At 67.3% G+C, this 24202-nt stretch carries 18 protein-coding genes; 2 read left to right on the top strand and 16 right to left on the bottom strand.

All coding sequences use genetic code 11. From position 1 onward, the window contains the following. A complete protein-coding gene (locus AC07PE_RS05365) occupies window positions 1-684 on the bottom strand; it encodes an EF-hand domain-containing protein (protein WP_498762287.1) in 684 nt (227 codons plus the stop codon). A 329-nt stretch (window positions 685-1013) separates the two neighbouring features. Here AC07PE_RS05365 and AC07PE_RS05360 point away from each other — a divergent pair, with 329 nt between their 5' ends. After that, a complete protein-coding gene (locus AC07PE_RS05360) occupies window positions 1014-2492 on the top strand; it encodes a DEAD/DEAH box helicase (protein ID WP_498762285.1) in 1479 nt (492 codons plus the stop codon). Between the two features lie 59 nt (window positions 2493-2551). On the opposite strand, the gene AC07PE_RS05355 is transcribed toward AC07PE_RS05360, so the two are convergent. The 15 genes from AC07PE_RS05355 to AC07PE_RS05285 all read right to left on the bottom strand — a co-directional run bounded on the left by AC07PE_RS05355 (window position 2552) and on the right by AC07PE_RS05285 (window position 22433). After that, window positions 2552-4252, bottom strand: coding sequence for a histidine kinase famiy protein (locus tag AC07PE_RS05355; protein ID WP_498762283.1), 1701 nt, complete (start codon window positions 4250-4252; stop codon window positions 2552-2554). A gap of 86 nt (window positions 4253-4338) precedes the next feature. After that, window positions 4339-6420 carry a DUF7024 domain-containing protein gene (locus tag AC07PE_RS05350; RefSeq protein WP_498762282.1) on the bottom strand — a complete coding sequence of 694 codons (2082 nt, stop codon included), beginning with the start codon at window positions 6418-6420 and terminating at the stop codon, window positions 4339-4341. Window positions 6421-6429: 9 nt separating this feature from the next. Then, window positions 6430-7209: a PIG-L deacetylase family protein gene (locus tag AC07PE_RS05345; protein ID WP_498762280.1), complete on the bottom strand. Its 780-nt coding sequence runs from the start codon at window positions 7207-7209 to the stop codon at window positions 6430-6432. Between the two features lies 1 nt (window position 7210). After that, a complete protein-coding gene (locus AC07PE_RS05340) occupies window positions 7211-8080 on the bottom strand; it encodes a GNAT family N-acetyltransferase (protein WP_498762279.1) in 870 nt (289 codons plus the stop codon). Then, entirely contained in the window at window positions 8077-8466 is a 390-nt protein-coding gene (locus tag AC07PE_RS05335) for a GtrA family protein (protein WP_498762278.1), read from the bottom strand. The genes AC07PE_RS05340 and AC07PE_RS05335 overlap by 4 nt, the downstream gene beginning before the upstream one ends. Further along, window positions 8459-9439 carry a glycosyltransferase family 2 protein gene (locus AC07PE_RS05330; protein ID WP_498762277.1) on the bottom strand — a complete coding sequence of 327 codons (981 nt, stop codon included), beginning with the start codon at window positions 9437-9439 and terminating at the stop codon, window positions 8459-8461. The genes AC07PE_RS05335 and AC07PE_RS05330 overlap by 8 nt, the downstream gene beginning before the upstream one ends. Window positions 9440-9539: 100 nt before the next feature. Next, window positions 9540-10970, bottom strand: a complete 1431-nt coding sequence (locus tag AC07PE_RS05325) for a UbiA family prenyltransferase (RefSeq protein WP_498762276.1) — start codon at window positions 10968-10970, stop codon at window positions 9540-9542. A 10-nt stretch (window positions 10971-10980) separates the two neighbouring features. Next, window positions 10981-13893: a glycosyltransferase gene (locus AC07PE_RS05320; protein ID WP_498762274.1), complete on the bottom strand. Its 2913-nt coding sequence runs from the start codon at window positions 13891-13893 to the stop codon at window positions 10981-10983. A 5-nt stretch (window positions 13894-13898) separates the two neighbouring features. After that, window positions 13899-15164 carry an FkbM family methyltransferase gene (locus AC07PE_RS05315; protein WP_498762272.1) on the bottom strand — a complete coding sequence of 422 codons (1266 nt, stop codon included), beginning with the start codon at window positions 15162-15164 and terminating at the stop codon, window positions 13899-13901. Beyond that, complete coding sequence (locus AC07PE_RS05310; RefSeq protein ID WP_498762270.1) at window positions 15161-16201, bottom strand: FkbM family methyltransferase; 1041 nt, start codon at window positions 16199-16201, stop codon at window positions 15161-15163. Before AC07PE_RS05310 ends, AC07PE_RS05315 begins: the two co-directional genes overlap by 4 nt. A 22-nt stretch (window positions 16202-16223) precedes the next feature. Next, window positions 16224-17537, bottom strand: coding sequence for an ABC transporter ATP-binding protein (locus AC07PE_RS05305; protein WP_498762268.1), 1314 nt, complete (start codon window positions 17535-17537; stop codon window positions 16224-16226). Then, window positions 17537-18343, bottom strand: coding sequence for an ABC transporter permease (locus tag AC07PE_RS05300; RefSeq protein ID WP_498762266.1), 807 nt, complete (start codon window positions 18341-18343; stop codon window positions 17537-17539). The genes AC07PE_RS05305 and AC07PE_RS05300 overlap by 1 nt, the downstream gene beginning before the upstream one ends. Window positions 18344-18521: 178 nt before the next feature. Continuing rightward, entirely contained in the window at window positions 18522-19268 is a 747-nt protein-coding gene (locus AC07PE_RS05295; RefSeq protein WP_498762264.1) for a Crp/Fnr family transcriptional regulator, read from the bottom strand. Between the two features lie 10 nt (window positions 19269-19278). Then, entirely contained in the window at window positions 19279-20538 is a 1260-nt protein-coding gene (locus tag AC07PE_RS05290) for a tetratricopeptide repeat protein (protein WP_498762262.1), read from the bottom strand. Then, on the bottom strand, window positions 20535-22433 hold the full coding sequence (locus tag AC07PE_RS05285; protein ID WP_498762260.1) for a CHASE2 domain-containing protein: 1899 nt from the start codon (window positions 22431-22433) through the stop codon (window positions 20535-20537). The genes AC07PE_RS05290 and AC07PE_RS05285 overlap by 4 nt, the downstream gene beginning before the upstream one ends. Window positions 22434-22624: 191 nt before the next feature. Between AC07PE_RS05285 and AC07PE_RS05280 the strand changes: the two genes are divergently transcribed. Further along, entirely contained in the window at window positions 22625-23995 is a 1371-nt protein-coding gene (locus tag AC07PE_RS05280; RefSeq protein WP_498762258.1) for a FecR family protein, read from the top strand. Window positions 23996-24202 lie beyond the last annotated feature (207 nt).

Genomic DNA, 24202 nt, shown 5'->3' with positions numbered 1-24202 from the left:
TCAGGCGTCGGCGCTGACGCTGGTGCTGCTGCTGGCATCCTCCGTTGACGCCGTCGAGGCATCGCTGCTACTGCTGTTCTCCGCGTAGGCCTTCAGCAGGTGCAGGGCGTGCGCCAGTTCGCGCATCGGGTCTTTCTGATGGCCGGCTTTCCCGGCGCCTTCCGCAGCCTGGCCGCTGCCGCTGCTGTCGTCGGCCTGGCCGCTCGCCACTTTCTTGTCGTAGGCGGCCTGCTCGGCATCGCTGACGGTGCCGTCGCCGTCGGTGTCGGCGGCTGCGACGTAGTCCGTACTGGTGCTGCCGGCACCGTCGGTGGAACTGTCTTTCTCCCCGCTGCCGCCGACGCGGCCGCCGCCCTGCGGACGGTTTGGCGGCGGACCATCCGGCGGCGGGCCGCCGCGGCCCACGCGCGAAGCGTCGAACTGGGCGTTGAGCTGGTCGGACAGCTTGGTCATCGCGTCGGTCAGTTCGCTCTTGGTCACCTTGCCGTCGCTGTCGCCGTCGAGCGCGCCGAAGGTGCTGTCGATGTCGACCGACTGGCCGCTGTCGCCGCCGCTGCCGCCGATCTTGGACAGCGCGTCCTGCAGGTCGGATTTCTCGATGTAGCCCTGGTTTTTGGTGTCGAGCCTGGAATAGACCGAGTCCGCCCAGTTCGATACGCTGTTGCTGCTGATGCTAGCCACCATGTTGGAGTCCCTTTGATTTAATGCACTGCATCAATTATCGGGCGCTGGCGCTATGGAAAGGAGGGCGGAATCTGTAAAGTCGGGTAAAGGAATGTAAAGGGGAAACTGCGTAAAAACATGGCACACAACGGTGGAAAGTACAGGAATTCATATACAGAGGGGTGGATTTGAGGTAAATTGAGCGCGGTTTAGTACCTCTACGTCTGCCCAAGCCGCCACCGCAGCTCCCACCGCGCCGGCGCGTCCCGTACCTCCGGAGTTTCCCGCGTTGGCCATGCCAGGGCCGCTTTGGCCGTAGAGCGCAACTCTTATTACGCCCGAAAGAAGAAATGTCTGAAACGACGACCACCAATGATGCTGGCGGCGCACCGACCGTGCGCTTTGCCGATTTCGGTCTGGCGCCTGAGATCCAGCGCGCGCTGTCGGACCAGGGCTATGTCCATCCGACCCCGATCCAGGCCCAGGCCATTCCCGTGGTGCTGGCCGGCCGCGACGTCATGGGCGCAGCCCAGACCGGCACCGGCAAGACCGCGAGCTTCTCGCTGCCGATCATCCAGAACCTGCTGCCGCATGCGAACACCAGCATGTCGCCGGCCCGTCACGCCGTGCGTGCGCTGGTCCTGACGCCGACCCGCGAACTGGCGATCCAGGTCGCCGAGAACGTCAAGGCCTACGCCCAGCACACGCCGCTGCGCTCCACCGTCGTCTTCGGCGGCATGGACATGAAGCCGCAGACCGAGATCCTGCGCAAGGGCGTCGAGATCGTGATCGCGACCCCGGGCCGCCTGCTCGACCACGTCGAACAGAAGAACATCAGCCTGGCCCAGGTGCAGATGCTGGTGATGGACGAAGCCGACCGCATGCTCGACATGGGCTTCCTGCCGGACCTGCAGCGCATCATCAACCTGCTGCCGAAGAAGCGCCAGAACCTGATGTTCTCGGCCACCTTCTCGCCGGAGATCAAGAAGCTGGCCGCCAGCTTCCTGACCGACCCGCTGACCATCGAAGTCGCACGCAGCAACGCCACCAACACCTCGATCACCCAGGTGCTGTACAAGGTGTCGGAAGAACAGAAGCGCGACGTCGTCGAGCACCTGATCCGCTCGCGCGCCCTGAAGCAGGTGCTGGTGTTCTCGAACACCAAGATCGGCGCCTCGCGCCTGGCGCGCTACCTGGAGCAGGCCGGCATCAAGGCCTCCGCCATCCACGGCGACAAGACGCAGCAGGAGCGCATCGCCGCGCTGGACGATTTCAAGAAGGGCGAGATCGACGTGCTGGTCGCGACCGACGTCGCCGCGCGCGGCCTCGACATCACCGACCTGCCGTGCGTGATCAACTACGACCTGCCGTACAACGCCGAGGACTACGTGCACCGCATCGGCCGCACCGGCCGCGCCGGCGCCACCGGCGATGCGCTGTCGGTCTACTCGGACAAGGACGAGCGCCTGCTGGTCGACATCGAGAAGCTGATCAAGCAGACCATCACGCGCGGCGAGCTGACCGGCTTCGCACCGGGCCGCCCGGCCGAACGCTCGAGCGAGCGCAGCAGCACCGGCCGCCGCCAGAGCGACGGTTCGCGCAGCTTCGAACGCAGCGACCGTAGTGAGCGAGGCGACCGCGGCGAGCGCAGCGAACGTGGCCCGCGCGGCCCGGGTGCGCCGCGCCGCGAGAAGGTCGATCCGTGGTTCCTCAAGCCTTACGAGCCGGCCGCCGCGCCGCGCAAGGACCCGGCGGAAGCCGTGCCGGTGGCGCAGGCCAAGCCGAAGCAGAAGCTGGCGGCGCTGCTGGGCGGCTTGCCGAAGCAGTAAATCGCGCTCGTCGTTTCGGGCATTGCCCGAAACGACTTCCCGCCTGCGCGGGAACGACGTCATCCGTTCTTTTCCAGCGCCTTCTTCACCCTCTCCAGCAAATCCTCCTGCCTGTACGGCTTCGCGAGGATATTGAAACCTCCGCTGCGCCCGCCTTGCGACAGCTCGTCCATGTAGCCTGTCGTCACCAGCACCGGCAATGCCGGCCGCAGGGCGCGGGCCCGTTCGGCCAGGTCCAGCCCGTTCATCCCGCCCGGCATGATCACGTCCGTGAACAGCAGGTCGACCGCGGCGCCCTGCTGCAGCACGGTCAATGCCTGTTCGCCGCTGGCCGCCGACAGCACCGCGTAGCCTTCCATTTCCAGGACTTGCTCCGCCAGTTCGCGCACGTCGTCGTTGTCCTCGACCACCAGCACGCGCTTTCCGTCCTTGGCCTGGGTATCGCCCGAGGTGGACTTGCCGACGCCCGCACCGGCGTCGCCATGGCCGATGGCATTGTCGGCAATCGGGAAGATCATGGTGACCTTGGTGCCTTTGCCGGGGTGGCTGTCGAGCTCGAGGCGGCCGTGCGACTGCTGCACGAAGCCGTGCACCATAGCCAGGCCCAGCCCGGTGCCCGGGCCCTTGGTGGTGAAGAAGGGCTCGGTCGCGCGGCGCAGGACGTCGGTCGCCATCCCGATGCCCTTGTCGATCACGCATAGCGATACATAGGTGCCCTCCGGCAGGCCATGCACCTTCAGGCGGTCCTCGCCGCGCACGATCGCGGTGGCGACCGTCACTTCGCCGCCGTCCGGCATGGCGTCGCGCGCATTGATCAGGACGTTGAGCAGGGCCATCTCGAGGTGGGTCGGGTCCAGCATGCAGGGGGGCAGGCCGGGGCGCAGGTCGAGCCGCAGCTCGACTTTGGCGCCCAGGGTGCGCACCAGCATTTCGGAAAAATCGAAGACCAGGTTGTTGATGTTGATGCGCCGCGGGTCCAGGCGCTGCTTGCGCGCAAAGGTCAGCAGCTGCTGGGTGAGCTTGCCGGCGCGCATGGAGGCGCGCTGGGCGCGCTCCAGCTGCTGGCGCGCCAAATCCGGCCGGTCCAGGCTGATCAGGGCGACCTCGAGGTTGCCGTTGATGACCTGCAGCAGGTTGTTGAAGTCGTGAGCCATGCCGGCCGTCAGTTGACCGATCGCCTCCATCTTTTGCGCCTGCAGGTAGGATTCCTGGGTGGTGCGGCGCTCGGTGATGTCCATCTGCGAGGCGAAGAAGTACAGCAGCTCGCCGTCTTGGTCGTAGATCGGCCCCAGGAAAAGGGCGTTCCAGAACGGCTTGCCGTCTTTCTTGTAATTCAGGATATCGACCGCGACCGCACGCTGCTCTGCGATTGCATGACGCAGTTCGTCGACCGTCTTGCGGTCCGTCTGCGGCCCTTGCAGCAGACGGCAATTGCGGCCCATGATGTCGTCTTGACTGTAGCCAGTGAGATCGAAGAAGGCGCCATTGGCGAAGACGATGGGATTGTCCGGCTGGCGGGGATCGGTGATGATCATCGGCATCCGCGTCATCTCGACAGCGGCAAAGAAAATGTTGCCGCGGTCTTGCAGGCCGTCGTGGGAAATGAATCCGGCCTGCCAGTGGTGCATGCCAGGATTCCCGAGCGGTGATTCGGAGTTGCCTTCCACCTCACCCGAAGCGGGTACGCCCGCACTCTGGCCGCCGCCCTGCTGGTCGAGCGGCTTTTCCAGCCTGTCTTCCTTGTTGCTTCCGGTCGTCATTGCGCATCCTTATTATCGCCATCTCGCCGACAATTCTAGGATGCGGAGCCGCGCGTCCACTGTTCGCGGACGCACGGAGGCAGGGCTCAGTTGACTGGCGTCGAGATTTCGATTTCCGCCAGCGCGACGCCCAGCGTGCGCGGGTCGCGCGGATCGCCGTACGCGATCGGCGACACCGGGTGCGGCACCTCGATCACCATGCTGCGCTGCTGGCCGTCGGTGTCCAGGCGCAGGCCGATTTCCTGTGGCGTGCCGCTCAGGCGGAACTGGGCGCTGCTGGCGCCGATGCGCAGCGTGAACGGGAAGTCGGCGTTGTCGCCATAGGCCCAGGCCTTGAGCACGATGAAGGCGTGCTGCGGCAGCGGCGCATTGAAGTGCAGCACGACCTGCTTGGCGTTCGACCAGCGCCCGAACTGCTCGATATCGGCCACGCCCTCGGCGCCGGCCAGCAGGCCGCTGGCGCTGAACGGCTCGTTGAAGCGCGCGCTGCCGACGATGCGGCGCTCGACGCCGGTGTGCACCAGCGCGTAGTGCTCATTCCCCGCCACCGGCTTCAGGCCGGGCGGCAGCGCATGCTTGCCGAACACCAGCAGCCAGTTGTTGCGCACTGGGAGCTGGTAGGGCTCGATCGGGACGTTCGGCGGCAGGACCAGCATGGCCGAATCCTTGTTGTCGATGTGAAACTGGGCGCGCATGACCTGGCCGATTTCCGAGCCGGCCACGGTGATCTTGCCGTATTCCGCCGGCGGCACCAGGCGGTGCGCCGCCTTGCCGGCCAGGTCGGCGGCCTGGTCGTCCACGTACAGGCCGAGCTGGTAATTGTTTTCGACGATGCCGCTGGCGATGTACAAGGGCGTGACCGCGAACAGGAACACGCGCTGCGCGGAGGCGCGGCCGGCGGCCCACAGCAGCAGGGCGGCCACCTGCAGGGCGAGGATCACCAGGCTCAGGGGCTGGTTCAGGCGCAGGGCGAAGGCTTCGGGGCCGTCGACGGCATTGAAGGCATAGGTCGGGAATTTGACGATGGCGACCGCCAGCACGGCGGAGAGCAACAGCGCGAGGGACCAGCGCAGGGGCGCGGGGGCCTCGCCGCGGCGCTCCATGGAGGCGGCGGCCACCACCCACAGCATCGGGAACACGAAGCTGTAGTAGCGCACGTGCATGCGCAGGCCCTCGTTGGTGCCGGGATAGGCCAGGGTGGCGGTGTACAGGATGGTCATGCCGGCGGCTGCGCCCAGCATCAGCAGCGTATAGATGCCCACCAGCTCGGCCTGCCCGGCCTGGCCCCGCTTGCCGTAGCGCAGCACGCCCTGTACCAGGATGGCCAGCGGCACGCCGAAGGCCAGCGCCAGCAGCATCAGGTGGGCGCGGCCGATGACGAAGGCCGGTTGCAGTAGGCGCAGCTTGTCGCCGGCGCTGGCGGCATTCGCGCCGCCGGCATAGAAGGGACCGAACAGGCTCAGGCCGGACTCGCCGGCGAGCAGGTAGCCGATGCCGAACTTGACCGCGAACATGCTGGCGCCGCCGATGGCCATTGCCGCCACAGCGCTGCCTAGCCAGCCCGGGCCCGCCAGCCAGCGCGAATAGGCCAGGAACAGCAGCAGGGCCGGCACCAGGAACACGGCATGCACTTTCATCAGGCTCATCAGGCCGAGCATGACGCCGCAGGCCAGCGCATGCAGGGCCCAGTGCCAGTGGCGGCCCGTCAGCGCAACCCAGCTCAGCACGCAAAAGCCGAAGTAATACATCGTTTCCGGCATGAAATAGGCCGTGAACAGGTTCAGCGGCGCCAGCGTGGCCAGCAGTGCGATGGCCGCGGCGGTGCGGCGGCCGGTCACGCTGCGCGCGGTCAGGTAGAGGAAGGGCGCGCCGGCGACGAACAGCAGGGCGTTCGCGCCGCGCGCGCATTCGAGGAAGCCGTCGCCGCAGGCGTTGGTGGCGCCGAACAGCCACAGGTAGAGATAGGAGGGCACGATGGCCTCGGCCAGCGGCTGCAGGCGCGCCATCTTGCTGTAGTACCACTCGTCAGCGAACACCGTCGGATTGATGCCGTGGCTGCGCATGGCCAGCCAGGCACAAAGGGCGGCGAGCACCACGAACGAGGCCAGCGGGAACAGATGCTTGCGCAGGCCGGGGGACGTCGTCACGACGATGGTTTCTCTTTTCATTCTTTGTCTTCAAGCATGGTTGGCGCGCCAGGCTTCCAGGGCCTGGACCATGCGGTCCCAGCTGAAGAAGCGGCGCTTTTCGTAATACAGGGGCCCCGGGTGCGGGCGCTGGTCCAGGCGGCCCGGGTCGACCGGCTGCAGGGCCTGCGTGCCGCGCAGCAGGTAGTGCAGCAGCACGAAGGGGAACAGGCCGATCCAGGTGCCACGTTGCGAGGGATAGGACAAGCAGTGGCGCAGATAGGTTCGGCGCGCACGCCAAGGTATTGACCAGGTACGGGCCGGCCCGTTTTGCGGCAGCGGCGTCAACACGCGGAACAGGGGGCCGGGCAAGTCGGCGGCCTGGTACAGCGAATATTGCCAGGTGCGCGCCAGCAGGCCATGGCGCGCCGCGATCGTCACGGCCAGTGCGTGCAGGGCGTCGTGGTCGTGGTGTCCGCCCTCCCAGGCGGTCACATGCAGCGAATCGATGTTGCCGAAGTCCTCCAGCCAGCATTCCAGCCAGCGCGCGGCGCGCTGCAGGTGCTGCGGCAGCTGCGCATCGCCGATTCCCAGCTGCTGGCCGGCGAAATGGACCTCGTCGCGCTCCACGCCGAGCCGCTGCAGCACCGCCAGCGACTCCAGGTTGCGCTGCGCCGCCGTGGCGGTGGCTGTGGCGCCGTCCGTGAAATAGGCGCAGGCCACGCGCAGGCCCTGGGCGCGGCAGTCGGCGATGCGCTGGAAGACGCCGAATTCGTCATCCTGGTGGGCGAACAGGAACAGGGCGGCGGGCCGCACGCGCGCGTCACTCATCTCAATACGCGTCGAAGTCGAGGAAGGAGAAGGCGATGCGCGACGGATCCAGTGCGGCCACGCGCGGCGCGAACGAGCGGTAGATCAGGTTCAGCGGCGACGGGCGCAGCCGCATCGGGATGCTGGCGTAGTTCCAGTAGCTGCTGGAGGCGTCCGGCGCCAGGCCGATGAACAGGCGCAGCGGCGACAGCGCCGGCGCACCTTCCGACGCCGGCAGCTGGACGCCGTCCGCATCCAGCTCGGCATAGGCCGGCAGCTTGTGCCCGCTGGCCGCGGCGTGGAAGCGCAGCTTGCCGGCGCCGTTCTTCAGGAACACCGGGTTGTGCGGATTCGCGCAGCGCCAGCGCAGGGCCTCCGCGCTCCAGCTGCGCTCGAAGGACAGCGCCGCCGGCGCAGCCTTGGGGGCATGGCGCAGGCCGCCGACGCCGACGCGCGCTTCCAGCGGGCGCACCAGCTGGAAGCCCAGCTTGCGCACGAAGCCGGGCGTGCTGTTGGCATTGGCCACGCCGTAGACGCCCTCGTAACCCTGGCTTGCGCCGGCTTCGAAGGTCATGCTTGCGAGCCTGGTGAACAGGCCCTTGCCCTGGTAGGCCGGATGGGTGGCGGTGTTCAGCGACAGCAGTACCGGCACCTGCAGGCCCTCGACCCAGGCGCGCGCCGGAATGCAGACGTAGTGGGCCGCCAGGCGCTCGCCGTCCCAGGCGTCGTAGCCGACCGCTTTGCCGTCCGGATTGTCGACGTAGAGCCATTGCAGGTAACGCGGCGTGAACTTGTCGGTCGTCGGGAAGCAGGCCTTGAACAGTGCGCCGTACTGCGCCAGCGCGGCGGCGTCCGTGCGGATCGGGGCAAAGCTCAGTTGCTCGGTGCTCATGGGGCGCCTTTCCTGAAGATCCAGAATTTGCTCAGCAAATAACCGCTGACCGAGACCAGCGGCAGCGACACGATCTTGCCCGCCAGCGGCATGCCGGCCAGCGTCACCGCCAGCGACACGCAGCCCATGGTCAGCAGGTAGTTCAGGCCGACCACGCACAGGTAGCGCGCGAAGCTGGAGGTACTGGCGGCGGCATCGAAGGTCACGCGGCTGTGGAAGGCGTAGTTGACCAGCAGGCCGGCCAGGAAGCCGGCCGTGGTGGCGCCGGTGAAATGCGCGCCGGCGCGCAGCAGCAGCTGCATGACGCCGATGTCGACCAGGGCGCACAGCAGGCCGCCGGCGATGAAGGTACCGAACTGGCGCGAATGGTTCATGAGCTTACGCATGCGGCTTGCGGAACAAAATCTTCTTGTGCAGGGGGCGGCGCGGTACCGAGGCGATGTCGTAGGCCAGGAAGGCCAGGATCAGTTGCACGCCCATGATGACGGGCAGGGCGGCGACCATCACGGTGCCGGCCGGCGTCGCCATGCCGTGGCGGCTGGCGTCGATCCAATGGCTGATGCCGAAGATGGAGCCGAACAGCAGCAGAATCACGCCCAGTGGCAGCTCGATCGAGGCCAGCGACATATTGCGCAGGTAATAGTTGTAGAACAGGCGCTTGAAGAAATTGCGCACGTGCTTGGCCGCGAACTCGGTGACGATGCGCGAAATCTTCAGGTTGCTGACCTCGTCGCCGTAGACCGCATCCATCGGCACGTCCGCCACCACCGCGCCCAGCGTGTTCAGGCGGAACAGCATGTCGGTCTCGAAGAAGTAGCGGCGGCTGATCTTGTCGAAGGGCAGGTAGCGTGCGGCGTCGGCGTGGATCGCGGTGTAGCCGTTGGTCGGGTCGAACAGGTCCCAGTAGCCGGACGACAGCTTGGTCAAGAAGGACAGCATGGCGTTGCCGAACAGGCGCATCGGCGGCATCGAGCCGATCCGTTCCAGGTTGAAGAAGCGGTTGCCCTTGGTGTAGTCGGCCTCGCCCGCCAGGATGGGCGCGATGAAATGCGGGATCAGGCTGGCGTCCATCTGGCCGTCGCCGTCCACTTTCACGATCACGGCGGCGCCGTCGAGAATGGCGGCGCGGTAGCCGGTCATGACGGCCCCGCCCACGCCCTGGTTCTGCTCGTGCTCGATCACCGTCACGCGCGCATCCTCGCAGTTGGCGCGCACGAAGGCGCCCGAGCCGTCGGGACATTTGTCGTCGACGACGTAGATGCGCGCGACTTCCGGACCAATGCCGGCAATCACGCCGAGGATGTGACGCGTGACCTTGTAGCTGGGGATCACGACGGCAACGGAATCGGGAGGCAGCATGCTCTTCTGCAGCTTGTTAACCTGGACGCAATTCTCTATGGTAACCGAATTTGACATAGTTGTCCAATTGCAAATATTTCTGTATGGATAGTCTGTCGAGTCACCAGCTGGCCGCGATGGCGAACGCGGCGCACAGCGCAATGACTGCCAGGCTGTGCTTGTCGCGGCTGACGTACAGCACCGGATCTTCATTGACCTCGCCGCGGAAGGAAAGTGTCCACAGCCTGCCGAGCCAGTACACCAACAGCGGTATGATGCCGAGCAGCCAGGCCGGGCGCGCGTACAGCATCAGCACGTTCTCGGACTGGAAATACAGGATGAAGATCAGCAGCGAAACGAAGGCCGCGTTGACGCCCATGATGCCGACCGGCAGGCGGTCGGCCGTGGTATAGCCGCGGCCGTGGGTCTTGTCCTTGCCGTCGCGCTCCAGCCGGCCCAGTTCGCTGTGCCGCTTGAGCAGGGCCAGGCTGAGGAAGATGAAGAAGGAAAAGGCCAGCAGCCAGAACGAGGGCACGATGCCGGTCGCGGCGGCCCCGCCCAGCACCCGCATGGTGTACAGGATCGCCAGGGCGACGATGTCGACCATCAGCAGGCGTTTCAGGTGCAGCGAGTATGCCACTGTGGACGCCAGGTAGACGCCGGCGGCGGCCAGCAGCAGTGGATTGAAGGCGGCGCACAGGGCCAGCGCCAGCGCGGCCAGCACCGGGCTGACGGCCAGGCCCAGCCACAGGGGCAGGGCGCCGCTGGCGATCGGCCGGCGCCGCTTGACCGGATGCCTGCGGTCGTCCTGGGCGTCCAGCGCGTCGTTCAGCAGATAGGCGCTGGAGGCGCACAGCGAAAACACGGCGAAGGCCAGCAGCGATGCCAGCAGGGTCGGCACATCCAGCGTATGGCTGGCCAGCATGGGCGTGAACACCAGCAGGTTCTTCAGCCACTGGCGCGGCCGCAGGGCTTTCAGCAAAGGGCCGCCCGTGCCGCCGCGCACGGCGCCCAGCTGGCTCGTCATGCGTCCGTCGGCCAGGCGGAAGGGCCGCGCCGTGACCGAGTAGGCCTGACGGCAGGCCAGCCACACCGGCAGGTCGGCGCGCGAATTGCCGACGTAGTCGTAGGCGCTGGCGCCGTACAGCTCGCTCAGCCGCTGCGCCTTGGCGTGCGAGGTCAGGTTGACGCCGCCGCTGGTCGGCAGCACGCGGTCGAATACGCCGAGGTGCGCGGCAACGCTGTCCGCCAGCTGCGCATGGGCGCCGGTGGCCAGCACGATCTCGCGGCCCTCCTCGCGCTGGCGCGCGATGTGCTCGAGCAGGACGTCGTCGTAAGGCAGGGCGGCCGGGTCGAATTCGACGCGCGCCGCCAGGTTTTCCTTGAGGGCGGCCTTGCCGCGCAGGAGCCAGAACGGCAGCCGCCAGGCCTGCAGCGGGTGGCGCTTGAGGAACAGGACCAGCGACTCCCATAGCAGGTCGGTATGGATCAGGGTGCCGTCGAGGTCGACCACCAGCGGTGCGGCGGCCGTCTCCATGGCCGGGCTGCGCATCTCCTGCACCTCAGTTGCCCGCGCCGGGCACGCTGCGGTACCACGTGCCGCCGACGACCACGTCGACCACCTGGTGCGCGCTCTGCTCCCAGGTCAGCCACGGCATGCCGGTCGACGCCGGCGCCTTCCCTTCCTTCCACAGCGCCAGCCAGGCGGTGACGGCCTGCGCCAGGTCGGCCGGGTCCTTGCCCTCGAAGTAGTAGGCGTGCTCGCCGGCGACTTCGCGGAACACCGGCAGGCTACGCGCGATGATGGGGATGTCATGCTGGGCCGCCTCGATCAGCGGCAGGCCGAAGCCTTCGCCTTCCGACGGCGCCAGCAGGGCCGAGGAGCCGGCATACAGCTTGAGCAGCATCTCGTCCGAAACGCCGGCCAGCCAGAACAGGCGCTTGCCGTTTTCCGGATGCGCGTTCAGGCGCGCCGCCAGTTCGTCGACCATCCAGCCATGCTTGCCGACGATGACCAGGTTGGCGTCCACGCCTGCGGCCCACAGCTGCTCGAAGGCGGCCAGCGCCTGCGCCTGGCCCTTGCGCGGTTCGACCGTGCCGACCGTCAGGATGCTCGGGCGGGCTTTCAGTGCGTCGAGCACCACATGGGCGTCGGGCGGCAGGCCGTTGCTCGGCACGCTGGCGTCGATGTCGGCGCCGAGGTGGAAGAAGCCGACCTGCAGCGGCGCCTTGCGCACCGGCTCCTGCTGCCCGGCCCACTCGGCGAATTCGTCGGCCACCGCGCGCGAGATGCACAGCACGCCGTCCGACACGGTGCGCACGGTGTGCAGGAAGGACGTGAAGTGCTGCTCGGCGCCGAAGGGGAACACGTCCGGGCGCAGGATGGGCAGCAGGTCGTAGACCACGAAGGTGATCTCGACGCCGCGCGCGCGCATGTCGAGCAGGTTCTGCTGGTTCTGGGCAGTGCCGTTGGTGAACAGATCGAGGCCGAGGAAGACGTCGCCGGGGCGCAAATCGACCGGTGCATCTTCCAGCGCCAGGCCGAGCGGATCGCCGCCGTTGGCGATCATCCTGAGCGTCCAGTTGCGGGCGTAGCGGTAGCCGTTGTTGCCGCCGACCGTGAACACCGGCTCGATGCGGAAGCCCGCCGGCGGTTCGGTCAGCAGGTGCAGCAGGATACTGCGCACCACGCGCTGGATGCCGGTCTTGAGGTCCGATTCGACCATCGCCGAGACGTCGACCAGCAGCTGGCGCGGCGCCAGCGGCGCGCGGTTGAAGGCCACGGCGGCGGCCAGTTCCGGCAGCTGGCTTTGCGGGCAGCGCGGCGCGGCTTCCTTCACCAGTGCGCGGTAGGCGGCCTGCGGGCCGTGCTGGGCAAAATGCTCGAGCGCGTCGCGGTACAGGCGCGCGGCGTGGTCCGGTGCGTGACGCTGCATGTGGGCCTGGCCATTGGCGGACAGGCGGGCGCGCAGCTTGATGTCGCCATGGACCTGTTCCAGCGCGCGCGACAGCTGCTCGACCTGGAATTCATCCGGCAACTTGATCACGCAATCGTCCGGCAGCAGCGCGGTCGAACCGTGGGCGTTGATGATGGTGGGCAGGCCGTACAGCAGGCAGTCGAGCGAGGCGCCCGAGCTTTCGCCGCGGGTCGAGGCGCGCAGCTGGACCGCGGCGTCGCCGGCCGCCAGGTAATCCGCGTACAGGTCGGCATCGGCATAGCCGGCGATGCGCACGTGGGCTTTGACGCCGCTGTCCTTGATCTTCTTGACCAGGTTGGCGCCGTACAGGCCGGGGTCGTTCTCGCCGACGAAGGCGAGGTGGCAGTGCGGATCGTTGGCCAGCGAAGAGGCGAGGAAGGCGTCCAGCAATTCCTCGTTCAGCTTGGTCCGGCCCAGCATGCCGAAGCTGCAGACCAGGAAGTCATTCTCGGCCAACTGTAGCCGCTCGCGGGCGCGCTCGCGCATGCCGGGGCGGGTGCTGCGTTCCGGCTTGCCCTTCAGGAGCGGGATGGTGCGCCAACCGTCGGCGGCGCCGGGACCGTACCAGGTCTCGGCCAGCTGCTTCGAGAATTCGGAGTGGACGATGATGCCGGTGGCGCTGTCCAGCACCCCACGGTTGACCGGGTACTTCCAGATCGCCGGCGGGCGGCCGATCTTGCGGTGGTCGAGCAGGCCCGTGAAACCGTGCGATTCGTAGACCGCTTTGAGGAAGCCCTGCGGCAGGTATTCCTCGCGTTCGAGATTGTCGAGGATCCCGGAAAAGAAGAAGTCGTGCAGCGCCACCACGCCCGGCACTTCGCGGATCAGTTCGAACATGTGCTGGTGGGCGTGCGAATTGCCGAAGTGGTAGAGCACGCGGTCGAATTCGTGGGCGTGCGCGCGGAACCACTCGACGTCGTGGCGCGGCAGGCCGTCCAGGCGCACATCGTCGACCTGTTCCTGGCCGACGACCAGCTCGACCTCGTAGTAGGGCGCCAGCTCGGGCACCAGTTCGGAGGCGTAGTCGGCGATGCCGGACTTGGCCGGCAGCAGCGGCGAGACGTAGGCCAGGCGCGGCTTGCGCGGCGCAGCCTCGACTGCCGGCGCGGCGATTTTTTCCGCGGCGGTGGCGCGCAGCGCGGTCAGCAAGGTGTCGGCGTCGCCCTGAGCCAGCTCCCAGGCCAGCACCGGGAAGGGCGCATCGTCCAGGGCCTCGGGGGCAAACACCAGCACCACGCCGGGACGCAGCTCGGCCAGCGCGTGGCGGCGCAGCAGCAGCGACAGCGGACCTTTGACGGTATCGCAGGCGCGCACGCGGCCGCGCGGCACGCTGCCGTCCAGCGCCACCCGCAGCTCCTCGAGCAGGGCGGGGTTGCGCAGCGGCGCCGCGACCCACAATTCATCTGTGCCGGCGCGCGCCGCCAGCTGGCGCACCACGGCGAGTTCTGCCGGGCTGGGGCCGGCCGGTTTGTTCTGGAAGTCGATGACGATACGCATAATTCTTACTTGTTCGGTTCGCGTTGCAGGTCGCGCGCGCGTTGCAGGTCGCCCAGCACGCTGCGCACCGAGGCCGGCAGGCCGCGCAGTTCGGCCGGCACCTCGATGCCGGGCGCGATTTCCAGCGGCGTGGCATGGCGCGCCGCCTGCAGCATGGCGGAGACGCGCCGGCGCAGCGGCGGACAGCGCAGCAGGATGGGAATCACGACCCGGCGCAGGCCTTCGTGGCGGGTGGTGCGCAGCAGGGCGCGCCGCGCCAGGCCGGGGCGGCGCAGGCGGTTCAGCAGGGCGCCCGCCATGCGCAGCGGCCTGGTCACCTTCCACGAGGTGCTGTTGTGCGTGGCCACCAGGCGCTGCTCGAGATCGTTCGCCCACTGCGTGACCTGCTGGCCGTTGGCATGCGCCGCCGCCAGGTCCTGGCGCAGCTGCTCGACCTGGTCCAGCACGTCCTGCTTTTCCAGTTCCAGCTGTTCGGCGTACTGGATCATGTCGTGCAGCTCGGCGCGCACGAGATCGGCGTGCTCCTCGTGTTCCTTCAGCGAGCGCACCGCGGCGCGGTTGGCGCTCCAGGCTTTATCGAGGTGGTGCGAGATGAACTCGTCGAACACGTTCGGCTGCACGCTGAAGTGCTGCAGCAGGTCGGCGTGTTCGCCGGCCACGTAATAGCGGTTCAGGCCGTCGAACCAGGCGTAGATGTAATTCTGCTCGAGGACCACGTGTTCCCATGTCTCGTGATTGGTCTCGCGGCTGCCCGGCACGGTGGCCTCGACCACCAGCACCCATGGACGCCAGCGCGCGAAGTCCATGCCGCGCAGGACCTCGCCCTCGAAACCTTCGACGTCGACCTTCAGGAAGTGGATCTCGCCGTCCACGTGCTCGGAGCAGATCGAGGCCAGGGTGCGCACCGGCACCGTCAGCTCGCGCACCTCGTGGCCGGCGGCGCGGTGGACTTCCGCCACCTCGCGTTCCGGCGAGGCCCAGCCGTTGACGTCGGCGACGTCGTACAGGGTCAGGCTGCCGTCGCTGCTGCCGGCGGCTTCCGCCAGGTTGATGTCGCGCGGACGCTGCTCCTGGAAGGCCTGGTGGAAGGCCGGCAGCGGCTCGATGTTGATGCCGCGCCAGCCGGCGTCATAGAAGGCCTTGGTGACGGAATGCTCGACCGGGTCGTTGGCGCCGACGTCGATGTAGAAGCCGTTCTGCACGTGGCCGAGGGCGCGCCACAGCAGCACGTCCTCGTTGTTCTGGGAATAGGAGAGAAATTTCGTGGTCATGCGTCGGAATCTTCGAACAGGGCCGCCAGGCGGGTACCCGATAACTCGTCATGGCGCCGCGCCAGGGCCTGCGCGGCGGAAGGCTTGTCGTACACCAGCAGCAGCGCCAGCATCTGTGCCAGCAGCTGGGCCGGATCCTGCGCCTGCGGCTCGCGCAGGAACACGGCGTCGCCCCAGCCGAGGCGGTCGCGCGAGCGCCGCGCGGTATCCGTGCCCGGGTAGCGGCACAGCGAGGAAAAATCGAGCAGGTAGAAGCCGGCGCCGCGCAGCAGCTGCTCGACCTCGGAAAACAGCGCCTGCCCGGCATAAATCGGTGAAAATGCCACCTCGCAGTGGATCACATTGGTGCGCGCCAGTACCTGCGGCGCATGCCGCAGAACAGGATATTCGAAACCCTGGATGTCGAGCTTGAGGAAATCGACCGCGTCGACGTCCGCCAGCGCGTCGTCGAGGCGGCTGGTGGCGACGCGCTCGGTCCGCAGCGTGTGCAGGTGGTCGAGATCGGCCAGCGTGGACGTCAGCGCTTCGTTGAAGGGCAGCAGCGAGGAGGTGGCGTCGTCGTTATTGATGTGGAAGGTCTGCTCCTCGCCGTCGCCGATGAAGGTGGGCAGCAGCAGGATGCGCTGGTCCGGGTTGCGCCGGCGGCTGGCCTCGATCTTGTCCTGCTGCGGCTCGAAGCCGACGATGCGGTACGCCAGGCCGTCGGCGGTGAGCGGCGCATACACGTGGCCTTCGTTTTCGAGTTCCTGGGCGCCGATGTCGACGATGGTGAGCGGGCGGCCCAGCAGGCCGGCCGCGGCGTCGAGCACGCGGCGCTTGAGGGCGGGCAGGTCCTTGCCGCCGCCGTGGGCCTCGCGGTATTCGGCGGACGCCATCAGGCCCGCCAGCAGCTCGTCCGGGCTGGCGCCGGCGCCCAGGCGCTCGCTCCAGTACTGGAGGCCGGCCGGATCCGGCTCGCGCCCGAGGAAGCCGCGGTACAGGCCGCGCACGATGGCGGCATGGTCCTGCTCTGGAGTCTGTGCGGTAGTGTCTGACATGGAATGACGGGGTGAATGCGGATCAGCGGGTGCTGAACTGCAGCTGCGGGTGCAGGTTGACGAGGCCGCTCCAGACGATTGCGTCCGGGTTCGGCGCCACCGTGAAGCTGTGCACCTCGTGCAGGTAGTTCAGCACGTTGTCGAAGGAGCCTTCGCCATGGCCGCCGGCGCCCAGGCCGACGGTGATGGTGTACTCGTCGGGGAACAGCGACAGCGGCAGCGAGAAGCGGGCGCTCAGCACGGAACCGGCCGCCACCGGGCCCGGCGCGCGGCGCATGCAGTAGCTGTTGGTTTCGAACAGCACCACGCCGTAGCGGTTGCGGATCTTGAAGCCGACGTGCGGGTCGGCCACGTCCTGGTGCAGCAGGTAGTCGATCTGCAGGGTCGCCTGCTGGTCGGCCAGCAGGGTGGTGCGCTCGCCGCCCTGGGCGTCGAACAGGCGCACGCCCACGCAGTCGGCGGCGCCGGTCACGATGCTGCCGGTTTTCCCGGCCAGCGGCGCCAGGTCGGCGGACGGCGCGGCCGGCGCTTCGGAGCTGGTATCCGGCGTGGCAAGCGGCGCCGCCGGCGCATGCTGCACGCGGATCGCATCCGGCGCCTGGTCGAGCCGGGTCAGCAGCTCGGCCTGATAAAGATCGAGCGCATCGGCAGGCGCGCCGTCGAAGGCGACCGCGCCGCCGCGCAGGAAGATGCAGCGGTCGCAGATGTTCAGGACGGTGCCGGCGCTGTGCGACACGAACAGCAGGGTGGTGCCGGCCTTTACAAAACTCTCGATGCGGGCGAAGCACTTCTGCTGGAAGAACACGTCGCCCACCGCCAGCGCTTCGTCGACGATCAGGATGTCCGGCCGCACGCAGGTCGCGACCGCGAACGCCAGCCGCACCTGCATGCCGCTCGAGTACACGCGCACCGGCTGGTCGAGGTGCTCGCCGATTTCGGCGAAGGCTTCGATCTCGGGCATCAGGGCCTGCACCTCTTCGACCGACATGCCCAGCAGCTGGCCGGCCATGACGGCGTTCTGGCGGCCGGTGAAGTCGGGGTGGAAGCCCATGCCCAGTTCGAGCAGGGCGGCCACGCGGCCTTGCAGCGAGACGCTGCCGGCGGTCGGCTGGGCGGTGCCGGTGATCAGTTTCAGGAGCGTGCTCTTGCCGGCGCCGTTCACGCCGATCAGGCCCACGCTCTCGCCCGGCGCGATGGAAAAATCGATGTCGCGCAGCACCCACTTGAGTTTATGGCGCGGCTGCAGGCCCGGCACCAGCCATTCGGCCAGGCGCGCCCAGCGCGAGGAATACTGGCGGTAGGCCTTGCCCAGGCCGGAGACGACGATCGAGCCCATCAGAGTTCGTCCACCATCTCGCCGGCGCGGCGGCGGAACAGGCGCAGGCCCAGCGCGCACAGCAGCAGGGCCAGCAGCAGCACCGGCAGCAGGCCGGCCCAGTCGGGCGCCGCACCCTTCACCAGCACCTCCTGGTAGGCCTCGATCACGCGCGCCATCGGATTCCAGCGGAGCAGGCTGCGCACCTCGGGCGGCAGGATCGCGGCCGGATAGACCACCGGCGTGAACCAGAACCAGAACTGCATCGCGATCGTCACGAACTGGCCGACGTCGCGGAAGAACACGTTCAATACGCCGGCGATCATGCCGATCCCCAGCGCCAGCAGCAGCTGCACCAGCAGCACCGGCACGATGGCAAAGTACACGGCGCCGGGAAAGCTGCCCGACGCGATCAGGAACACGGTGAACAGGCCGAAGATGATGGCGAAGTTGACGAAGGCATTCAGCACCACGATCAGCGGCAGGCAGATGCGCGGGAAGCTGACCTTCTTGATCAGGTTGGCCTGCTCGATGAACATGGTCTGGGCGCGCGCGATGATTTCGGCGAACAGGCCCCAGGTCAGGATGCCGGCGCACAGGTAGATGCTGTAGGCGAAGCGCGCATTGGCGTCGGCCCCGGGCAGCTTGTTGTGCATGACTTCGGAGAAGATTACGGTGTACACCACGATCATCGCCAGCGGCGACAGCAGCGACCACAGCGCTCCCAGCATCGCATTGCTGTACTTCGCCTGGAACTCGCGCTTGACGCTGCCCAGCACGAAACCGCGATACGCCCACAGGCCGCGCAGCATCAGCGGCGAGATCATGGCATGGCCCGTGCTGGCTGCGCCGGCAGGAAGTGAAGCGGGAGCGTGTTCATAAGGTGGCAATACTGGTAGAGCGCAAAATTATACTCTACGGTACTGTCACACAATTGGTACAGTTGTAACGAGTTCTACCCGAATGTCGCGACTCGTAGGGTGGGCTCTCCGAGCCCACGCATGTTCAGGATCCCTGCACCAGCTTTTGCAAAGCGTCGGGGTTGAGGATGATCAAACGATTCGCCTCCTTCTGCACGATCCCCTGTTGCACCAGAGTCAACAGCGCGCGGGTCACCGTCTCGCGGCTGGTGTTGATCATGTTGGCGATGTCCTGGTGGGTCGGCAGGTTCTCGACCACGGCCTGGGTGGCGTCGCCCGGGCGCTTCTGCTGCAGCAGCGACAGATAGGTATAGATGCGGCGCGCCGTGTTGTTGATGCTGAGGACGGCCCGGAACTCGGAATCGCGCTGGATCTTCTGCGCCAGGTGCCTGAGCATCTGTTTTGCCACGCTGGGCGAATGCGAGAACAGGTGCATCGCCGTTGCCGCCGGCAGGATGGCCACCAGCACGTCGCTGGTCGCGACCACCGAGGCCGAGCGGGTCGAGTTGTTGATCAGCGCGATCTCGCCGAAGAAGTCGCCCGGCGCCAGCATGCGCAGGCCGATCGCGCGGCCATCTTCGGTGATGTCGACCACTTGCAGCTGGCCGGACAGCAGGAACAGCAGGCCGTCGCCGCTGCCGCCCTTGTGCAGCACGACCTCGCGCTTGTTGTAATGACGCACGCGGATCTCGGCGCGCACGCGCAGGATCTCCTCGTCGTCCAGTTCCGCCAGCAGCGGAATCTTGCGCAGGTTGATCTTGATCTCGCTCGTTTCCGGTGCGTCGTTCGCGGCGCCGGAAGAGGGAGGCAGGGGCTTGCTGAGGGAGGTCATCGATGAATTCCTAGGGGAGCTGCCATTGCCAGCTCAGCTGCAGAATCCGGTTATTGTACTGAAAGATCGGGATGTTTTCGCGATTATGAACGCCGCGCGCCTCGAACTGTAGCGTCTGGTACTTGGTGACTTGATAAGAAATCCCGGCACGCAACATCTCGGTGCGCTGGGCGCGCACGGCGTCGATCAGTCCCGGTGTATAGGGCAGGGCGCTGCTCCAGGCCTGGCGCGTATAGCCCAGTTCGGTGCTGAACCTGTCGGACAGGGTGCGGCGCAGCAGCAGGCTGGTGAAATTGCCGTGGCGGTCGCCGCCCGGTCGCTGGTCGCGCGCGTGGTCGCTCATCCAGGCGAAGCTGGCGCTGGCCGCCCAGGGCCCGCTGCGCCAGGACAGCAGGTTGCGCAGTTCCGTCGAGGTCGAGTTGAAGTTCGTCAGCGTCAGGTAATCGCTGTACGAGGCGTTGACGATCAGGTTGTACTGCAAGCCGGCAGGCAGGCGCAGCGGCGGGGTGGCGCGCGCCTGCAGCTGCAGCTGGCGCTGGTAGAGCTTGCCGCCGAGGGTGACGGCGCCCAGCGTGGCGCCGGTGCGCAGGGTCCAGCCTCCCACGCGCCATGGCGCTTCCACGCCGGCGAACAGGGCCGTGCTGTCGTACTGGCGCAGACGGTCGTTGCGCCGGAACTGGTATTGCAGCGTGCCGATGCTGCCGTTCGGGGTCAGCTCGCGCAGATGGTCGACGCCGATCACGCTGTACTGGTCGGCATGCGGCAGGAAGTCGGGCAGCAGGGCCAGCTCGATCGGCTCGCCCTTGTCGATCACCAGCGAGGTCACGCTGGCGCCCTGGTTCACGTTGCGGTCATGGCCGCGCCCCAAGGTCACGGTCGTCGATTGCGAGGCTTGCCAGGGCTTGCAGCCGAGTTCACGCGTTTCGGCGATCAGGACCAGAAAATCGGGCGACAGCGGGAAGCGGGTTTCGAGGGTCGCGAACAGGCGCTCCGCCTCGTCGGCGTTGCCGAGGCCGCACTGGGTCATGGCCAGGTCGATCAGGGCGCCGGCGTGCTGGGGCGAGCGCGCGACCAGGCGGCGCAGGATCCTGGAGGCGTCGGTGCGGCGGCCTTCCGCCAGCGCTTCGAGCGCCTCGCGGTACATTGCCTCTTCCGGGGTTTCCGGGCCGGCCTGTGCGGCATCGATGGCAACGGGCTCGGCGGCGTGCACGGCGCCGGCGCCGAGGCCCAGGCAAGCCAGCAGCAACAGGATGGTGGGCCGGTAGATCATGCTGCCGGCCTCGCGCTTTGATTCATGTGTTCCTGAAAAGTGTAGATCGTGGTGAGCTGTTCCTTGCCGCGCAGGCGCCGTTCGCCCAGCAGCTGGAAGGCATGGCGCTGCGCCCGGGCCACCGTGCCGGCGCCGATGATGACGTCGTGCGGGTAATCGCGCGCCGCCTGCTCCAGCCGCGACGCGGTATTCACGCTGTCGCCGACCGCCGTGTAGATGCTGCGGAAGCTGGTGCCGAAGTCGCCGGCCATGGCCGGCCCGCTGTCGATGCCGATCCGGACCCGCAGCGGCGGATGGCCGGCGCGCTCGCGCAGGGCGCTGAATTCGCGCACCCGTTCGACGATGTCGCGCGCGGCGTCCAGCGCCAGGTCGGCATGCCGTTCGAGCGGCAGCGGCGCGCCCCAGAAGGCCACCAGGCCGTCGCCGGTGTACTTGTCGAGGGTGCCCTGGCGCGCGATCACCGGCCCGGTCAGGCAGTCGAGGAAGTCGCGCGTCAGCCGCGCCGCCTCTTCCACCGGCAGCGCCTCGACCTGCGCAGTATAGCCTTCCATGTCGGCGATCAGGGTCGTCACGTCTAGCTGGCGCGGCAGCAGCGGGTCTTCGAGGTCGCTACGCAAGAGCTCGGCGACCACCGCCGGCGCCACGTACTGGCGCAGGGTCGACAGCAGGTGGTGCGAGCGGCGCTGGGTCAGCTGCCATTGGTAGGGCACGGCGACGGCGAGCAGGAACAGGATCGCGGCCAGCGGCCCGGCTGGCCCGAAGTCCGGATCGTGGCTGCTGGCGAGGTAGGCCAGGCCGATCCAGCCTGCCGCGCTGGCGCCGAGCAGGGCGACGCTGGAGACGGCCGGCAGGCGCGGAAAGGCGAGCGGCACCAGCAGCGCCGTCAGCAGGGTCCAGACCAGCGCCAGCAGCCGGCCCGGCCACGGCGCCGGGGTCAGCCCGGCCTGGCGGTCGAGCAGGGTGGACAGCATCGCCGCCTGCACCCCGAGGCCGGGACGGCTGGCCGCCAGCGGCGTCGCCACGCGGTCGCCCATGCCCAGTGAGGAAGAGCCGATCAGGACCAGGCGGCCGCGCACCCCGGCCGGGTCGATCGCCTCGTCGAGGATGTCGGCGGCGCTGGTGACGGTGTAGGCGTTCCAGTCGCGCTTGAAGTCGACCCGCATCAGGCCGGTATCCTGGCCGGCCAGCGGCAGCGCTCCCTTGCCGGTGCAGCAATTGAGCAGGGCCAGCGACAGCGCCGGATAGGACTTGCCTTCGAAGCGGGTGATCATCGGCACGCGGCGCAGGGTGCCGTCGGCGTCCGGAATGAAGCCGATCGAGCCGATGTGCGGGGCCTGGGCCAGCGCCGGATAGTTGGCGATGTAGCCGGTCGCCTCGACGCCGCCGGCATAGCCCTGGATGGCGCCGCCGAGCTGGCCGTCACGCACCGGTTCGGGACGCAGGTGGGCGAGGTCGAAGTCGAAGGCCTGGGCCGGCACCACCGGGCCGTGGCGCGCCAGCAGAGCCAGGCGGAGGTCGCCGTCGCCGCCTTTGCCGCCGCTGCCTTCGGGCATCAGGATGTCGAGCGCCACCCCACGCGCCTGGTAATGGCTGAGCAGGGTCTCGATCAGGTCGGCGAGGCGCTCGCGCGGCCAAGGCCAGGGGCCGAGTTTGGTAAGGCTGGCCTCGTCGATGTCGACCACCAGCACGCGCGGTTCGGGTGCGTTGCTGACCTGCAGGCGCAGGAAGGTATCGCGCAGCCACTCGTTGCTGATTAGCGACAAATGTGACGCGGGAGCCCATTGCGTCCAGCCGACCAGCACGACCGCCGCGACGGCGATCAGCCAGCGCACCGGATCGAGGGCTTTCCTGGACGCGCGCGGCGCGGCAGCGAATTGTTCAGGGTGTTCTGCCACGCTGAAGGATGGTCAATAAAAACTTGTAATCAAATAAAGATTATAGCGCTTGAGAGTTTCTTCCGTGCACTGTTCTTGATTTTTACTACAAATTTTAGATAAGCGGGCTCAGGTATGTCGCTATAATTGTGATGGCCGTCACAGCCACTTGTTGCAACAACAAGTTAAGTTCAGGCGAAAAGGAACCCAACATGCTGCGCCATCTCTTTGCCACCACCCTGATTGCCTGCGCCGCGCACAGCGCCTGCGCGGCCAATGCCGGACGGATCATTTTCGTCGCCGGCAAGGCGAGCGTCGGCGAGCAGCCGGCGCTGGAAGGCGCGGCCGTCCAGGAAGGCCAGCTGCTGGCAACCGGCAGCGACGGCTATATCTATGTCAAGACGGTCGACAACGGCCTGTTCATCCTGCGCCCGGGCAGCCGCGCGCGCATCGCGGCCTATCACGTCGACACCGTCAACCCGGCCAACACCCAGGTCAAGTTCGAGCTGCTGAACGGCGTCGCACGCAGCAAGTCGGGCGATGCGGTCAAGCAGGCGCGCCAGAATTTCCGTTTCAACACCCCAGTCGCCGCGATCGGCGTGCGCGGCACCGATTTCACCGTCTTTACCGACAACGAGACCTCGCGCGTGGCCGTGCTGACCGGCGGCGTGGTGGTCAGCGGCTTCGGCGGCGCCTGCCGTCCGGAAGGCGGCGGCCCCTGCGAGGGCGCGGCCAGCCGCGAACTGTTCGCGGCCCAGCGCGGCCAGCTGCTGCAGGTGACGCGCAGCCAGGCGGCGCCCCAGCTGCTGAACGGCAGCCCGCTGTCGCCGGACCTGGTCTCGCCGCCGCGGGCCGACGAGCCGGTCGCCAAGACCGACGGCGCAAACGGCGGCGGCGCCAGCGTGGCGCAGCCGAATCTGGAAGTGAAGAAGGTTGCGGCGCTGAATACCATTGTCGAGCCGGTCAAGACGCCGACCACGCCAGGCACGCCGGGCACGCCGGCCGGAGATGCGCCGCCGGTGTCCAGCCTGCCGCCACCGGTGCCGCCGACCCCGTCGCAGCCGGAGCAGGGCATCGTGTGGGGCCGCTGGGTGCAGTTCGACGCCTACTACGCTAAACTCAACCTGGCGACCGAGATGGGCAAGAACAGCTTGCTGGCACTGAACGGCGACTATGCACTGCTGCGCACGCCGGGCACGCCTTATGTAGCGCCGAGCAACGGCAGCATCGGGTTCGCGCTGCAGGATAGCGAAGCGGTCGTGTACACGAATTACAGCTATGCCTCGCGCGTTGCCACCGCCGCCACGGTCATCAACGGCGCCTTGAACGTCAACTTTGGCAGCCGCAGCTTCGATACCAGGCTGGACATCGTCACCCGGGATGAAACCCTGCCGTTCAAAGCCACTGGAACGATCGGCGACGATGGCCGCATGTACGGCGATCTGGCTAATGGGGCCGCCGGGCTGATGAATGTGCAGGGCGTGCTGAGCAAGGATAAGGGTGGTACCGCGGCCTATATCTTCGATGGTCGCATCGACGCACTCCGAACGGTAAATGGCGCCACTTCCTGGCGTCAGCAGTAATAAGCTTTCGATACCTGGATAAATGCCCCGCACTGCGGGGTATTTTTTTTGTCTGAACAGGGCAGCTGCTATTTATATACAGAAGAGCTGACTCATCAATTCTATCCAAATGTTACACGGGCATTTTGCTTTATCGGCAATGCAAATTTGGCTTTCTACGACCGCTGCAGAGTGAAAAATAGGCATTTGGACCCGTTGCATTGGTGC

The sequence above is a fragment of the Telluria sp. GW821-FHT07G12 genome (genome assembly GCF_059418525.1).
The sequence above is the reverse complement of the archived record's forward strand: the minus strand, read 5'-3'. Positions and strand labels throughout refer to the sequence as shown.